The 15,910-nt window shown below is 72.6% G+C and carries 6 protein-coding genes; 1 reads left to right on the top strand and 5 read right to left on the bottom strand.

Annotated features, from left to right (window positions below; all coding sequences use genetic code 11):
- Nucleotides 1-35 precede the first annotated feature (35 nt).
- From FJ309_09315 to FJ309_09335, 5 genes are all read right to left on the bottom strand, one after another.
- Nucleotides 36-1,256, bottom strand: a complete 1,221-nt coding sequence (locus FJ309_09315; GenBank protein ID MBM3954797.1) for a glycosyl transferase — start codon at nucleotides 1,254-1,256, stop codon at nucleotides 36-38.
- Nucleotides 1,253-2,107: a hypothetical protein gene (locus FJ309_09320; GenBank protein MBM3954798.1), complete on the bottom strand. Its 855-nt coding sequence runs from the start codon at nucleotides 2,105-2,107 to the stop codon at nucleotides 1,253-1,255. Before FJ309_09320 ends, FJ309_09315 begins: the two co-directional genes overlap by 4 nt.
- On the bottom strand, nucleotides 2,104-5,496 hold the full coding sequence (locus FJ309_09325; GenBank protein MBM3954799.1) for an efflux RND transporter permease subunit: 3,393 nt from the start codon (nucleotides 5,494-5,496) through the stop codon (nucleotides 2,104-2,106). The genes FJ309_09320 and FJ309_09325 overlap by 4 nt, the downstream gene beginning before the upstream one ends.
- A gap of 15 nt (nucleotides 5,497-5,511) precedes the next feature.
- Entirely contained in the window at nucleotides 5,512-8,292 is a 2,781-nt protein-coding gene (locus FJ309_09330) for an efflux RND transporter periplasmic adaptor subunit (protein MBM3954800.1), read from the bottom strand.
- A 401-nt stretch (nucleotides 8,293-8,693) separates the two neighbouring features.
- Nucleotides 8,694-9,122 carry a hypothetical protein gene (locus tag FJ309_09335; protein ID MBM3954801.1) on the bottom strand — a complete coding sequence of 143 codons (429 nt, stop codon included), beginning with the start codon at nucleotides 9,120-9,122 and terminating at the stop codon, nucleotides 8,694-8,696.
- Nucleotides 9,123-9,381: 259 nt separating this feature from the next.
- Here FJ309_09335 and FJ309_09340 point away from each other — a divergent pair, with 259 nt between their 5' ends.
- Complete coding sequence (locus FJ309_09340) at nucleotides 9,382-15,906, top strand: hypothetical protein (protein ID MBM3954802.1); 6,525 nt, start codon at nucleotides 9,382-9,384, stop codon at nucleotides 15,904-15,906.
- Nucleotides 15,907-15,910: the final 4 nt, after the last annotated feature.

Below are 15,910 nucleotides of genomic sequence, written 5' to 3' on the forward strand. Positions count from 1 at the left end.
GCAGTCCGGCGGCCGCTCGGTCTGTCCGCAGCCTGCTACGGCTCGGCGTGGTCCGCCGCGACGGCGGCAGCCAGCCGGGAGAGCGCGTCGGGGACGCGCGACATCACTTCGTCCCAGGTCGGGGCGAGCGGCGCGAGCCGATCGTCGTCGACGAAGGCCTGCCCCGCCTCGAGTAGGCAGCCGGCGAAGAACGTCACGGCGCGCGCCTCGGCCGCACGGTCGAGCGCGAGGCCGTTGAGCGCCGCGTCAGCGGCATGCGAGTCGATCAGGTCGAGCACGATCCGCTGGTAGGCGTTGACCAGCGCCCGGACCAGCGCCCCGTCGACGACCTGCCCCTGGGCGGCGAGCCCCCGAAACAGGCCGAGGGCGATGTCGCGGCTCATCCGCCCGAGGCCGTCGCCGCTCCCGGTGGCGTCGGGGAAGGGCTGGTGCTTGTGGTCGTAGATGGCGGCGATGTCGACCTGGCAGATCTCGCGCGTCGAATGATCGCGGAACATCTCGGTGAGGACGCCGATCTCGAGCCCCCAGTCGCACGGCAGGTGCAGCCGCCGCGCGGCGCCGAACCGCAGCGCACACTCGCCGGCAAGCGGATAGCGGAAGCTGTCGAGGTACTCGAGGTACCGGCTCGGGGGCAGGCAGCGGCGCAGGGCGCGGAGCAGCGGCGTGACGAACAGCCGGCTGATGCGGCCATACATCACGCCATCGGTGACGCGCGGATAAAACGCCTTGGCAAACACGAAGCCGGCGTCGGGAAGGAGCAGGGGGTAGACGAGGCGGGCGAGCATCCGCGGCGTGAACGTGACGACATCGCAGTCGTGGAGCGCCACCACGTCGGCGTCCCCGAGCGCCTGGACGAGGCCGAGGCACAGCCAGATGTTGCGTCCCTTGCCGGCGGCCGCCGGCGCGAGCTGCTCGGCAGCCAACTCGGCGACGAGCCCGGCGACACGTGGGCCGTCGTTCCAGATCACGTGATGCGGCTGGGGGAGGCGCCCAAACAGGGCCCGCGCCGCGCGGAAGCCGGCGGCATCGGCGCGGTCGAGGCCGATGACGATCCTCCGCAGCCAGGGGATCGTCGCCAGTTGCCCCACGAACGGCTCCAGGGCGGGGCCATCGAGCTCGGCGTGGAGGCAGGGGAGCACGAGCGTGACCGCCGCCCGCTCCGCTGCGCGGGCGACCGCCGCCTCGGGCGCGCCCGCGCCGCGTTGGTCGAGGTCGTGGAGCGTGGTGACGATGCCGTTCTGGAAGAAGTCGCTCATCGGGGCGTGCTCTCGGCCTCCGCGAGCGCTGCCTCGACCGCCTTGAGCCAGCGGAGTGGGCCGCCGGCGACGACCGCCCTGCCGACGCGTTCGATCCCCGGCGCCGGATCGGCGAGCGTGAGCGGGGGCCGGTCCGGCGGGTGGAACACCAGCGCGATCGCGGCACCCTCGAGCAGCTTGCGGTCGTTCTCGGCATCGCCGCAGGCCAGCACGCGGTGATCGGGGGCGAGCCCGCCGTCCACCAACCAGGGCCGGACCCGCCCGAGCGCCTCCGCCTTCCCTCCGGCGGGAGCGACGTGCACGAGGCGCCCACCCGACACGGCCGAAAGACCGCGGGCGCCGAGGTGGTCCTGGAGCTTCGCCAGGGCGTGGGTGTCGTCCTCCCAGATGAGCGGGACGGTCGCGAGCCGCAGAAGCGCCAGCCGGGCCTGGGCGACGGAGATCCCGAGCCAGCGCCCGATCTCGGCCGGGGAGCGCTCGCCCAGCAGCGTGAAACGCAGGCCGTGGCGGTCACGGATGTCGCGGAGCAGCGGGGCGATCGCCTCGGGACCGTCGCCGGTGACGATCGCCCCGTAGCCACTCCTGCGCACCTCCGGCAGGGAACCGATCCGGGCGGGCCAGCGGTCGAGCGGCCAGCCGATGCCGGCGCCGTTCTCGAACACGAACGGCTGGGGGTCGAGGCCGGCGTCGTCGTGCAACGTCACCATTTCGCCGAACGTTTTGCTCGAGGCGAGCAGGGTCGCGACACCCCTTCGCTGCAGCTGCCGCAGGCAGTCCCCGACGGCGGGAACGTCGGCTGGGCCGCGGAGAAGGGTAGCGTCGACGTCGCTCGCGACCAGCCAGGTGCTCATGAATCGCTCTCTCCGGCCACCGGACCACCGTCGGCCGCTTGGCGATCGCTCCCGTCGAGAAACGGCGTAGCGCCTGCCGTCGTCAGCGCGCCCGCCTCGCCGACGGCGAGGCCCCGCCCACCGCACGCGAAAAACAGCGCCGGCGTCACGATCTGATCGAGGATCGTCGACCCGACCATCCCGCCGAACACGACGACCGCCAACGGCTCGAGGATCTCCTTGCCGGGCTGGCCGGCACCGAACAACAGGGGCAGCAGTCCGAAAAACGATGTGAACGCCGTCATCAGCACCGGTGCGAGCCGCTCGACGCTGCCGCGGATCACCATCCGCTCGCCGAACGGCTCTCCCTCGTAACGCATCAGGTGGAGGTAGTGCGAGATCATCATGATGCCGTTGCGACTGACGATCCCGATCAGGGTGATGAATCCGACCGAATGGGCGACGGACAGCGTCGTCGCCCCCGCCCAGACCCGAGGCCACTGCCACCACGGCACCGCCGCGAGGGCCTCCGCCGAGGGCTGGTTGACGATCAACAGCGCCACCACCGAGCCGAGCGCCGCCAGCGGCACGTTGACGAGCACCTGCAGCGCCGCCGGCCACGACCCGAGCGCCTTGCACAGCAGCATGAAGACGCCGACCACCGCCGCCGTGCCGAGGATCAGCAGCCGGCGGGTGGCGTCGCGGCGCGCCTCGAACTGCCCACCGAGGACCACGCCGGCATCGCCCGGAAGGCCACGGAGCCGCTCCTCGACCGGCGCGATCGCGGCGCGGATGTCGGCCACGACTCCGGCGAGGTCGCGGCCGGCGACGTTGCAGGAGACGACGATCCGCCGCTGCACGTGTTCGCGATTGATCGTGTTGGGCCCGGTGGTGTCGAGCACCTCGGCGACCTGGCCGAGGGCCACGCGGCGCCCCGAGGGCGTCTCGAGGATCGTCTCGTTGATGATCGCCGGGCTGGCACGCGACTCCTCGTCGTACCACACGACCAATCCGAACGAGCGGTCGCCCTCCACGACCTGCGAGACCAGCCGCCCCTTGTAGGCCGTTTCGAGCAGCTCGGCGACGTCGCCGGGGGCGAGGCCGTGGCGTGCCGCCTCGCGGTGATCGACGCGGAGCCTGACCTGGGGGATCTCGACCTGCGGCTCGACCTGGAGGTCGACGACGCCGGGGATCGGGGCCATCCGGGCTTCGATGTCGGCGGCCGCGGCGCGGAGCTCGCGGAGATCGCTGCCGAACACCTTGACGACGACCTGGGCACGCACGCCGGAGAGGATGTGGTCGAGCCGGTGGGAGATCGGCTGGCCGATGGCGAGGCGCACCGCGGGGATCGTGGTGATCCGGTCGCGAATGTCCGCGACGACCTCGTCCCGGGGGCGGCCGACCCGCTCCGTCCCCCACAGGTGGAGCACCGGCACCAACCGGAGCACCGCGGCACCGAGACCGGCGATCGGCCGCTCGTGCGGTGCGAGACGGACGTCGATCTCCGAGGAGTGGACTCCCTCGGCGTGTTCGTCGAGCTCGGCGCGACCGGTGCGGCGCGACAGCGCGATCACCTCGGGCACCTCGAGCACCTGGGCCTCGACGAGCCGGGCGATGCGACTGCTCTCGGCGAGGCTCGTCCCCGGCTCGGTCTGGACGCCGATCGTCAGCGTGCCCTCGTTGAACGGGGGGAGGAACTCGCCCCCCATCCAGCCGATCGACGCGACACTGGCGACCACCAGGATCGCGACGACCACCAGCACGCCCCGGGCGTGTCGGAGCGTGAAGCGGAGGACGGCGGCGTCGAGCCGCTTGAGGAGGCGGAGGAACCACGGGTCGTCGGCCTCGTCGAGGAGGCGCGACCGCCCGAGCAGGAGGTACCCGAGCACGGGGGTCACCGTCAGCGACACCGCCAGCGAGCAGAGGAGGGCGATCACGTAGGCGAGGCCGAGGGGGGCGAACATCCTCCCCTCGAGGCCGGTCAACGAGAGCAGGGGCACGACGACGAGCGTGACGATCAGCGTTGCATAGACGATCGAATTGCGGACCTCGGCCGACGCCCGGAACACGACGCGCAACGGGTGCTCGGGGCGCGCGGCGTGGCGGTTTTCCCGGAGGCGCCGGTAGATGTTCTCGATGTCGACGATCGAGTCGTCGACGAGGTCGCCGATCGCGACGGCGATGCCGCCGAGCGTCATCGTGTTGAGCGTGATGCCGCAGCCGCGGAACACGAGGACCGTCGCCAGGATCGACAGCGGCATCGCCGTCAGCGCGGCGACGCTGACGCGGAGGTTCCACATGAACAAGAACAGCACCACGACGACCCACAGCGCACCGTCGCGGACCGCCTCGACGACGTTGTCGATCGCGGCCCGGATGAAGTCGGCCTGCCGGAAGATCCGGCGCTCGATCGTCACGCCGGGGGGAAGATCGGCTTGGATCCCGTCGAGGACCGCATCGACGCGCCGGTCGAGGGCGAGCGTCGCGGCGGCGGGCTGCTTCTGGATCGCGATGATCACCGCCGGCCCCCCCGTCGTGCCCCCGTCCTCCTTGAGCTGCACGGCGCCGTCGCCGCGCTTGACCGGCCCGCCGAAGACGACGTCGGCGACGTCCCTGACGAGCACCGGCCGCGGGGCGCGCCACGCCACCGGCGTGTCGCCGACCTCGTCGAGCGTGAACGACTGGCCGCTGATCCGGATCAACGACTCGCGCGTGCCGTCCTCCATCACTCCGCCACCGGCGATCGCATTGGCCTTCGCCGCGGCGTCGACGAGCTGGCGCAGCGTCACGTCCTGCGCCGCCAGCCGGGTCGGCGAGGTGATGATCTGGTACTGCTTGAGGATGCCCCCCATGACCGTCACCTGGGCGACCCCGTCGATCGCCAGCAACCGGTTGCGGATCGTGAACTCGGCGAGCGTCCGCATCGCCAGGGCGCTGTCGCGCGCGGCGTCGGGGCCGTCGATCGGGCGCGTGTCGCGAAGGCCGAGGAGCATGATCTCCCCCATGATCGACGACACCGGGGCCATGACCGGGGTGGCGTCGGCCGGGAGCCGGCCGCGGGCGAGCTGGAGCTTCTCGGCGACGATCTGCCGGTCGCGGAAGATGTCGGTCCCCCATTCGAACTCGACCCACACGATCGACAGGCCGATCCCCGATGACGAGCGGACGCGGCGGACACCGGTGGCGCCGTTGAGGAGGTATTCGAGGTGCCGGGTGACGAGTGTCTCGACCTCCTCGGGGGCGAGCCCCGGGGCCTCGGTCATCACCGTGACCGTCGGCCGGTCGAGATCGGGGAAGACGTCGACCGGCATCCGCTCGAGCGCCACGGCCCCGGCGACCGCCACCGCCAGTGCCGCGGCGAGGACGGCAAGCCGGTTGCGGAGCGAGAAGGCGATGATCGCGTCGAGCATCCGATCACCCCCTCGTCAGCGGATCGCCGCGAACGCGGTCTGGAGGTCGGCGACCCCCGACACGGCGACGATCGCGCCGGCAGCGAGCCCCTCGACGACCGTCACCAGCCGGTCGTCGCCACGGCCGAGCACGACCGGCTGGCGGCGGAACGAGCCGTCCCCCTCGCGCACGAACAGGTAGGCCTGGGTGCCCTCCCGCGCCACCGCCGACCGCTGCACGGCAAGCGCGGGGGGGAAGCTCGCCAGCGGCACGGAGACCCGGGCGAGCATGTCGTGCTGGAGGATCTCGGCTGGCGACGTCTCCAGCTCGACCCACACCGGCAGCGTCCGGTCGCGGGAATCGATGACGGTGCCGCGGCGGACGATCGCACCGGTGAACGCCCTGCCGGGGAGAGCGACGAAGCGGACGCGGACGGCTCCGCCCGCGGCACCGGCCACGAACCGGCCGACCTCGCGCTCGGTGAGGTGGCCGCGGACCCAGGCATGGTGCGGGTCGTGGATCTCCGCCAGCGGCACGTCGGGCTCGATCACCTGGCCGAGGATCGCCGACAGCGCCACGATCCGCCCCGCGGCCGGAGCCCGGACGGCGATCACCGGGACCACGGCACCGTGCGCTGCCACCTGCTCCACCTCGGCGGCCGAGAGCCCGACGCCACGGAGCGACCGACCGAGCGCCTCGGCCTGCTCGGCCAGCGACAGCGCCGCGGTCTGCGCTTCCCAGACCCGCTTGCGCGGCACGCTCTCGGCTGCGTCGAGCTCGGCGAGCCGCGCGAGCGTCTCGTTCGCGAGCCGGCGCTGCGCGGATGCCTGGATGAGCCGCAGCTGGAGATCGAGCGCCGCGAGGCTCGCGACCTCGGCGACGACGTCTCCGGCGGCGACCTCCTGCCCGAGGCGGCCCACGAGGCGCGTGATCCGTCCCTCGATCGGTGCGGCCGCGACCGTCCGCGCTCCGGGGAGCACGTCGACGAGGCCGTCGAACTCGAGGACGTCGTCGACCGACCGCAGCTCGGCAGCCTCGGTCTGCAACCCGATCGATGCTTCCGCCTCCGGGCTGAGCCGCAGCGCGCCGGCGACGAAGAAGCTGCCGAGCTGGTGGCTTCCCCTGGTGACGACCCGATCGCCGGGAAACACGGCCCCGTCGGCGAGCGTCGCCAGGCCGTCGGCGCTGCCTTCGACGACGACGGGCTGGCGGCGGTATTCGTAGCCGCGCTCGGTCGCCGCCTCCTCGACGAACACGGAGCGCTCCGCGCCCGAGGTGACGATCGCCCCGACGGGGACGGCGGTCCGGGCGCGGCCCGCCGCGGTCGCGATCGCGACGCGGCCGGTCATCCCCGGCAGGAAGCGCGGCGGACGCCCGGCCGGGTTGGCGACCGTCGCCCACGCGGTGCCGAGCTTGGTCGTCGGGTCGAGCCTCATGCCGAGGGCATCGATCGCGGTCGTGACCTGCTTGTCGGGCCAGGCGGGAACGGCGAGTTCGACCGGCTGCCCGACCGCGACGGTGGCGACGTCCCGTTCGAGCACCTGGATCTCGGCCTGGACCTCGGCCAGGTCGATGACCTCGAACAGGTGCTCCGTGCCCTGGACGACGTCGCCGACGGTGGTGTCGACGTGGACCACCGTGCCGGCGATCGGGCTGGCGATCGCCACCGTCGCGGTCAGTGGCCGATCGGCGTCAGCCAGCAGCCGGGCGATCACCCCCTCGGCGATCCCCAGGCTGCGGAGTTTGGCCACGGCGACGTCGACGGCTCCCTGGGTCTGCTCGAGCCTCGCGCGGGCCTCGGAGCGGTCGCGCAGTGCCGCCGCCTGGGCCGCGGCGAGGGTCTCCATCCGCGCGAAGGTCCGCGCCGCGAGCTCGTGCTCGGCACGGGCGGTGAGCAATTCCACCTGGATCGTCTCTAGCGCCAGGCTGTCGACGGTGGCCAGCGGCTGCCCGGCGGCGACGACGTCCCCGGGGCGGACGTGGATCGCCGCCACCCGCCCGGCGATCCCCGGCGCGGCGTAGGCATGACGATTCCAGGCCGCGACGAGACGCGCCGTCGCCGTCAGCCGCGTCGCGGGCGCGTGGGTCGTGACGTCGGCCGTCTCGACCGCCAGCGCCCGGTGGGCGGCCGCGCTCAAAGCCAGCGTGCCGTGACGCGCGTCGACGACGACCCCTTTGGTGGGCAGTGCCTCGTGGCCCTCGTGGGCCGACGTGCCCGCGGCAGCCGTGGCGATCAACGCCGCGGCCAGCCCGAGCGCGGGATGGATCCGCCCCGCCCGCTCAGCGCTTGACATACTCGCCCGGCTCCTTGATCGCGTCGGGCGTCTCCTTGGCCATCCGCACGAACTCCTCGACGCACGGTGGGCAACAGAACTGGTACGTCTGGCCGCCGATGATCCAGGTGCAGGCGGGGCTGGCCTTGGTCTCGGAGATCGGGCAGAGCGTGTCGCCGGCGACCGGGTTGACGTCGTGCTTGGCGCGGAATCCCTTGAACTTCTGCTGTGCCGTGACCCGACCGTTGGCGGTGATGTCGGCCGCCGTGTACCGGCCGCCCGGCGTGAGAAACAGCTTCGCGGCATCGTCGTCGGCGAGTGCTGCCGGCATCGCGACCGGCGGCGGCGGTGCCGACGTGAATCCGACCCGGAATCGTGCCCCCTCGATCCGCAGGTTCGGGATCGTGACCTCGACGGGCCCGGCGCGGAGCGCTTCGGGAAGCGTCCCCTTGAAGCGCGACGTCTGACCTTCGGCATCCCCCTCCTGCGGTTCGGAGACGATCGGCAGCGCCACCGCCTCGCGGCCGCCCACGGGCTTGGCATAGGCGGTGAGCGTCTGTCGCTGCGTCTCCTGGACGCGCGTCTCGTCGGAGCCGAGCAGGTAGATGCGGAGGATGCCCCCGGCTTCGAAGACCGGCTCGACGTGGTAACTGTCGCGTCCCAGCGCGACGATCAAGCCGCCATGCGCGCCGACGCCGTGCTCGTGGTCGTCGGGTTCGGCGGCGAGGGCGGCGATCGCCACGACCGCGGCCAGCGGGCGGAGGCAGCAGGCGCGGGTCACGCGCGACCGACCGGGACTGAACCATTCCATGGCACTCTCCTCGTGTACGGGACGGGATCGGACAGACGCGCGGACACCCCGCGCGGGAAAAGCGGCCGCACCGAGGCAGACCGCCGGAATGCCGGATCGGGGAAGCCGCACCGAGGGTGCGGTCACGCTCCGCTCAACAGCGCAGCACGCACAGCGCGCGCAGCAGCGCCCGGCCGGCGAGCGCTGCATCTCCGCCACGGGCCCGGCAACGGCCGACGGCCGGAACAGGCTGCCGGGCCCACGGCATCGGCACGTCGGCAAAGAAAAGGAGGTGATCCCCCGACGGAATCGCCGGGCAGACCGGATCGGCGATCGACCACCCGAAGTCGGCGGCGGCGATCCGAGGCTTGCTGCGGCAGGGACACGAGCCGCGGCCGCCTGCTCCGTCGGGGCACGACGGCTGCTCGGTCGGCGCTGCCGGACAGCAGCAGCAGGACTCTGCCGGCGCGGTCTGCCGCGCGATCGACGGCGTGAGCGCCTCGAGTGAACAGCAGCACCACTGCGGACCGGCGATCACGGCGACGGCCGTCACAAGCGCGATGATCGTCCGGCCGGTATGCACGCCAACTCCTCGATGACCAACGGTATCCATCGCTCCGCCGGCCGGCAAGGCGAGCCGGCGGTCTGCACCGCCCATCGACCGCAGCCGGCAGGAAATCGCCGATTCCGGTCACCGCTGGCTGGTGTCCCCCGCCCGCGGGTGACCGTTCCGATCGCAGCTCGGACCCGTCTCCCGGAATTAGGATGGATCCGCCACTGCCCGTCGCCGAGGGCCCACGACGGCCTCCGGCGGCACGGTCGCACCCTTTCGCGAGGACCCCATGTCGCCATCGTCGTTTCCACGTTCCTCGACACCTCCCTCGCGCCCGGGGATCGCCGCACTGGCCGCGGCCCTCGTCCTCCCCGGCACGCTCGGCGCGGCCGCCGAGATCGGCTTCGTCGAGACGTTCGCCCTCGCCGACGACCGCGCCGCCGCCCTCGAGCAACTCGTTCCCGGCACCGAGGAGTTTTATTTCTTCCGCTGTCTCCATCTCCTCGCCACCGAGCGGTTCGCCGAGGTCGAGCCGCTCCTTGCCGAGTGGATCAAGACGCATGGCGAGACGCCCGGAGTCGACGAGATCCGCGCCCGGAAGGCGCTGCTTTCGTTCGCAGCCGACCCGCCGGCGACGGCCGACTTTCTCGTCGCCTCGCTCGGGCTGTCGTTCGACCATGAGCGCGTCGTGCCCGGTGCCGAGCCGCAACTGCCCACGGCACTCGCCCCCGAGCAGGTGTCGGCCGACGCCTGGGCCCGCCGGGCCAGCGACAGCGCCCCCGGCACGCTCGACGGCTGGAAGGACCCCGCCCTGCGCCGGATCGCCGCCGGGATGGAACCGGCGGCGCCGCTCGACCGGATCCGGCGCCGGCAGCTCCTGTCGCGCCTCGCGCGCCCCGACATCCCCGACCTCGTGCGGCTCGTTGCCGACGATCTCCGCGAGCCCGACTCGGGCGGCTTCGGATCGCTGCCGATCCACCGCGCCCTGACGCGGCCCCAGCTCGAGGAGGTGGTCCGGTCGCTGCCCGGCCTCCGCGACGACGCCACGGTCGTCACGGCGATGCTCCTCTGCCTCCAGCCCTCGCCCGACGAAGACCATCCCGGCGACGATGCCACCCGCCGCGCCGCCCTCGAGCGCCTCGAGCCGTTCGTCCGGTCGCTCGGCGCGGCACACAACAGCCTCAAGGCGATCGTCCTCCACGAGCGCCTCGTCCTCGACCGCAAGCAAGGCCGGCTCGACGCGCAGGTGTTCCGCGACTACCTCGCGCTGCCGCGGCATCTGCCCTACGTGTCGCCCGAGCTGCTCGCGACCGACGCGGCGCGGGGCTTCCCCTGCAATCTCGGCCAGCCCTGTGCCGGTTGCCCGTTTCCGCCGGTCGGCGACGACGAGGCACTGGTCCGCGACCTGCTCGGCCGATTCCTCGTCGACGCCCCCGACACGCGCGCCTGGGAGCCGTTTTTCGAGAAGGGCTGGCTCGACCGGGTGTTTGCCGAGACGAAGCTCCTCGCCGGCCTGGGCAATGCCGAGCAGCATGCCGCCGTCCTCGGTCCGGCGGCGTTCCGGGCGCTCCGTGATCGGGTCGACATCGACCTGCTGCCGTCCAATCCGACGCGCGTCGCGGTCGACGATCCGGTGGCCCTCGACGTGGCGCTCAAGAACGTCCCCGAGCTGGCCGTGCGGATCTTCGCGATCGACACGCTCGGCCACTACCGCGGCACCCTCACAGAGGTCGATACCGACATCCCCCTCGACGGCCTGACGCCGACGGCCGAATTCACCGTTCGCGTCGACGAGCCGGCGCTGCGCCGCACGGTGAAGCGCGTGCCCCTGCCGCAGCTCGCCGGCCCCGGCGTGTGGGTCGTCGACTTCGTCGGCAACGGCCGGTCGAGCCGGGCGCTCGTCCGCAAGGGGTGGCTCCGCGCCCTGGTCGAGGATACCGCGGCCGGGCAGCGGTTCACCGTCCTCGACGACGCGGGGCGGAAGGTGACCGGCGCCCGGCTGTGGTTCGAGGGGCGCGAGCAGCAGGCCGACGGCGACGGCACGATCCTCGTACCGCCGAGCACGGCGCCGGCGCGGAAGCCGATCGTGGTCACCGGCCCGATCACGCTCGCCGACGGCACGACCGCGACGGTGTCCACGCTCGATGCCTTCGTCCATCGCGCCGAGTCGCTCGAGCTGACAGCCGCGATCCACGTCGATCGCGAGAGCCTGCGCACGCGCCGCAGCGCCGAGGTGATCGTGCGGCCGGCACTGCTCCTCGAGCGGCGGCCGGTGTCGCTGGCGGCGATCGAGGAACCGCGGCTGACGATCCGCTCGGTCGACTCCGACGGCGTCCCGGCCGTGCGCGAGGTGGCGCCGTTCCCGCTGTTCGAGGACCGCGACAGTGTCCACGAGTTTCTCGTCCCGCCGCGGCTGGCCGAGGTGACGTTCACGCTCTCGGGGAAGGTGCGGCGGATCACGGCCGGCGACGCGCCGCTCGACGTGTCGGCGAGCCGGTCGCTGGCAGTCAACCAGATCGACCGCACCGACAAGGTCGAGAACCTGTTTCTCGTCCGTTCCGGCGAGCGGTTTTTGGTCGAAGTCCGCGGGCGTGGCGGCGAGCCCCGCGGCTCGCAACCGGTGGTCGTCACGCTCGAACACCGCGATGTCCGGCAAACGGCGACGTTCTCCTTGAAGACCGACGCCGCGGGGGCGATCGACCTGGGGCCGCTCGACGGGATCGAGGTGGTGACCGTCACCGGCCCCGAGGGGGTGTCGCACGCCTGGCCGCTGCGCCCCGACCGGGTGACCCGGCCACAGGTGGTCCATGGGCGCGTCGGGGCGCCGGTCCGCGTGTCCTGGCTCCCGGCGGCGGTCCACCGCACCGGCCGCGCGGCAGGGGCCCCCACGCCGGCCGACGTGGCGCTGTTCGAGCTCCGCGGCGGGGCCTATGCCGTCGACCGGTTCGCGCATCTGGCCGTCGAGCAGGGGAATCTCGTCCTCCGCGATCTGCCCGCCGGCGACTACGAGCTGTTTTTTCCCGGCGAGGGAGCAAGGGTCGAGGTCCGGATCACCGACGGCGCGCCGGTCGACGGGTTCTTCGTCGGCCGCGTCCGCCAGCTCGAGGCACCGCGGCTGTCGCCGACGGCGATCGAGTCGGTGACCGTCGAGGGGGACGGGGAGGGGCAGGAGGTGGTCATCCGCCTGGGCGATCCCAACCCGTTCACGCGCGTGCACCTGTTGGCCACGCGGATGGCTCCCGACTTCGACCCGTTCGCGGCGCTCGCGACCGTTCGCGCGGCCGAGCCATGGGCGTTTGCCCGGCGCGGGTTCTCGAACGCGTATGTCAGCGGCCGCAACCTCGGCGACGAGATCGCCTACGTTCTCCGCCGCCGCGCCGAACCGCCGTTTGCCGGCACGATGCTCGACCGGCCCAGCGTGCTCCTCCATCCGTGGGCGGTGGAAGACACCACCACCGTCCGTCAGGAGGCCGCCGCCGGCGACGACTTCGCCGCCGTGGCCGACGCCCCGATGAGCATGGCCAAGGTCGCCGCGCCGGGGCCCGTCGCGGGGGGCGGCATCCCGACGAGCTTCGCCGATCTCGACTTCCTCGCCGACGATCCACCGGTGGTCCCCAATCTCGTCCCCGCCGCCGACGGCACGATTCGCGTCCGCCGCGCCGATCTCGCCGGCCACCAGGACGTGACGGTGGTCGTCGTCGATCCGGCTCTCACGCTCGCCCGCTCCGTCGCCCTGCCGGCCCGCGCCCCGCGGATCGTCGAGACGCGCTTCCGCGGTGGGCTCGACCCGGCGCGGCATTTCGTCCAGCGGCAGACGATCACGCTCGTCGGACCGGCCGACGGTCCGATCGTGATCGAAGACGCCACGTCGGGGCGGTTCGAGGCCTACGACAGCCTCGGCCGGGTGTTCGGCCTCGCCACCGCCGTGTCGGGCGATCGTGGCCTGGCGGCGTTCGCGTTCCTGCTCCGTTGGCCGTCGCTCGACGACGCCGAGAAGCGCCGCCTCGCCTCGGAGCATGCCTGCCACGAGTTGCACTTCTTCCTCTGGCACAAGGACCGGCCGTTCTTCGATGCGGTCGTCGCGCCGGGGCTGCGGACGAAGAAGGACCGCACGTTCCTCGACCGGTGGCTCCTCGGCGACGACCTGTCTCCCTGGCTCGAGCCGTGGCGCTACGCCCGGCTCAACGTGGCCGAGCGCGCCCTCCTCGCCCGGCGCGTCGCCGCCGAGCAGCCGCGGACGCGCCGGCACCTCGCCGATCTCCTCGCCGTCCTCCCCCCGGACACGGAGCGGCGGCAGATGCTGTTCGACGCGGCGGTGTCGGCAGACGCGCTCGGGACAGAGGACCGGTTCGGCCGCGCCGACGCCGACAACGCCCTGCCGGCCGATGCCGAATTCGGATTTCGCGCGGGAGGAGGCGGCATGGGGGGAATGGGCGGCGGGCTTGGCGGAAGTGCCGCTGGCACGCGCGGCGGCGCACTGGGGAGCCCGCCGCCGGCCGCAGCGGCCCCCGAATCGCTGTCTGTCGAGGGACGAACCGCCACCGATAAAAACCCGATGCTCGGCCGCGACATGGCGCGGCGCGACGAAGCCCGCGGCAGCCTCCGCGGGCGATCGAAGCGGAAGCTCCAGGAAGGGGAATCGATCGATCGATTCGGCGCCGATCCCGCCGCTCTCGACGACGCGGCCGGCAAGCCTGTCGAGTTCTTCGCCCGGCAGGAACGGTTGGCCGAGGCGCTGTATCGCCTCCTCGACCCGACGCGCGAGCATGCCGAAAACAACTACCACCACCTGCGGATCGCGGCCCAGGATGCCTCCCTCATCGGCCCGAGCCGGTTCTGGCTCGACTACGCCGCGCACGATCCCGCCACGCCGTTTCGATCGGTCCACCTTGGCGAGGCGTCGCGGAGCTTCGCCGAAACCCTCCTGGCGCTGGCGGTCCTCGACCTGCCGTACGAGTCGCCCGAGCACCGGACGAGCTTCGCCGACGGGAAGATGACGATCGAGCCGGCCGGGCCGATCGTCGCCTTTCACGAACGGACGACCGCGGTCGATCCCCCGGCGGCGCCGTCGAGCATCCTCGTCGGCCAAAACGTGCTGCGCCAGTCGGAGCGCGAGGAGATCGTCGATGGCGAGCCGCGCGAGCGGTTCGTGACCGGCGAGTTCCTCACTCACGTCGTCTACACCAGCCGCGTCGTCGTCACCAACACCGGCTCGGCGCGGCGCAAGGTGGCGGTGCTCCTCCAGATCCCGCAGGGTTCGATCCCGGTCCTCGGCAGCCGCCCGACCCGGACGGCGCAGGTGGTGCTCGAGCCGTATGCGGTCGAGGCGCTCGAGTATTCGTTCGTGTTTCCCGCCGCCGGTGAATTCGCCCACTACCCGGCCCACGTCTCGGAGGGCGACGCTCTGGTCGCGTTCGTGCCGCCGACGGCGTTCACCGTCGTCGACCGGCCGGCGCGCCCCGACGACCGCTCGTGGGCCGCCGTGTCGCAGGAGGGGAGCGACGAGCAGGTCCTCGCCTGGCTCGACGCCCACGTCCTCGACGGCGTCGACCTCGGGATGATCGCCTGGCGGATGAAGGACCGGGGGATGTTCGACCGGGTGACGGCGAAACTCGCTTCCCGGCACGTCTGGGACAGGACGCTGTGGTCCTACGCCTTCCTCCACCGCGACCCGGCGGCGATGCGCACGTGGCTCGAGCACGAGGACGAATTCGTGGCGCTGCTCGGCGGCCGGATCGAGGGGGGCCTGATGCCGCTCGATCCGGTCGAACGGCGCACCTACGAGCACCTCGAATACTGGCCCCTGGTCAACGCGCGCCAATTCATGCTCGGCAGCCGGCGGCAGATCGTCAACGACGCCTTCCACGGGCAGTACCACCGATTCCTCGGCGAGCTGGCCCGGGCCCGGTCGGTGTCGGACGACGATCGGCTGGCGGCGGTCGTCTACCTGCTCCTGCAAGACCGGGTCGCCGAAGCCACGCGCCACTTCGCGCGGGTGCGCCGCGAGGCGACCGAGACGCCGCTGCACTACGACTACGCCGACGCGATCCTCGCCCTCCACGCCGGCGACACCGACCGGGCCCGGGCGATCGCCCTCCGCAACGCCGGCTTCCCGGTGGAGCGCTGGCGGCGGCGCTTCGAGCTCGTCCTGGCCCACGTCGACGAGGCGGCCGGGCGCGGCGACGCCGCCGTGCTCGACCCGCTCGACCGCGAGCAGCGGCAGGGGCGGCTGGCCGCGGCATCGCCGGCGCTGGCGCTGCGCGTCGAGGGGCGCGACCTCGTCCTCGACCACGAGAACCTCGCCACGGCGACGGTCGCGCTGCACGAGATGGATCTCGAGGTGCTGTTCAGCCGCAACCCGTTCGCCGGCACGTTCGCCGGCCAATTCGGCTCGGTGCGCCCCAACCGCACGTTCGACGTCGCGCTCGACGCCGGCGGGACGACGCGCGTGGCGCTGCCGGCCGAGGCCGCGGCGCGCGACCAGCTCGTCACCGTGACCGCCGGCGGCATCACCCGCTCGGCCCCGGCCTACTCGACCGGCCTGACCGTGCGCGTGATGGAGAACTACGCCCAGGTCATCGTGACCATGGCAGCCGACGGCAAGCCGGTGGTGAAGGCGTATTGCAAGGTCTACGCGCGGATGGACGACGGCCGGGTAGCGTTTTACAAGGACGGGTTCACCGACATCCGCGGCCGGTTTGACTACGCCTCGCTCTCGACCCCCGACGCCGCATCGGCCCGGCGGTTCTCGATCCTCGTCACGAGCCCCGGCGCCGGCTCCGCGGTGCGCGAAGCCGACCCGCCGCCGCGCTGAACGC

It is taken from the genome of Planctomycetota bacterium (assembly GCA_016872555.1).
Lineage (GTDB): Bacteria > Planctomycetota > Planctomycetia > Pirellulales > UBA1268 > F1-20-MAGs016.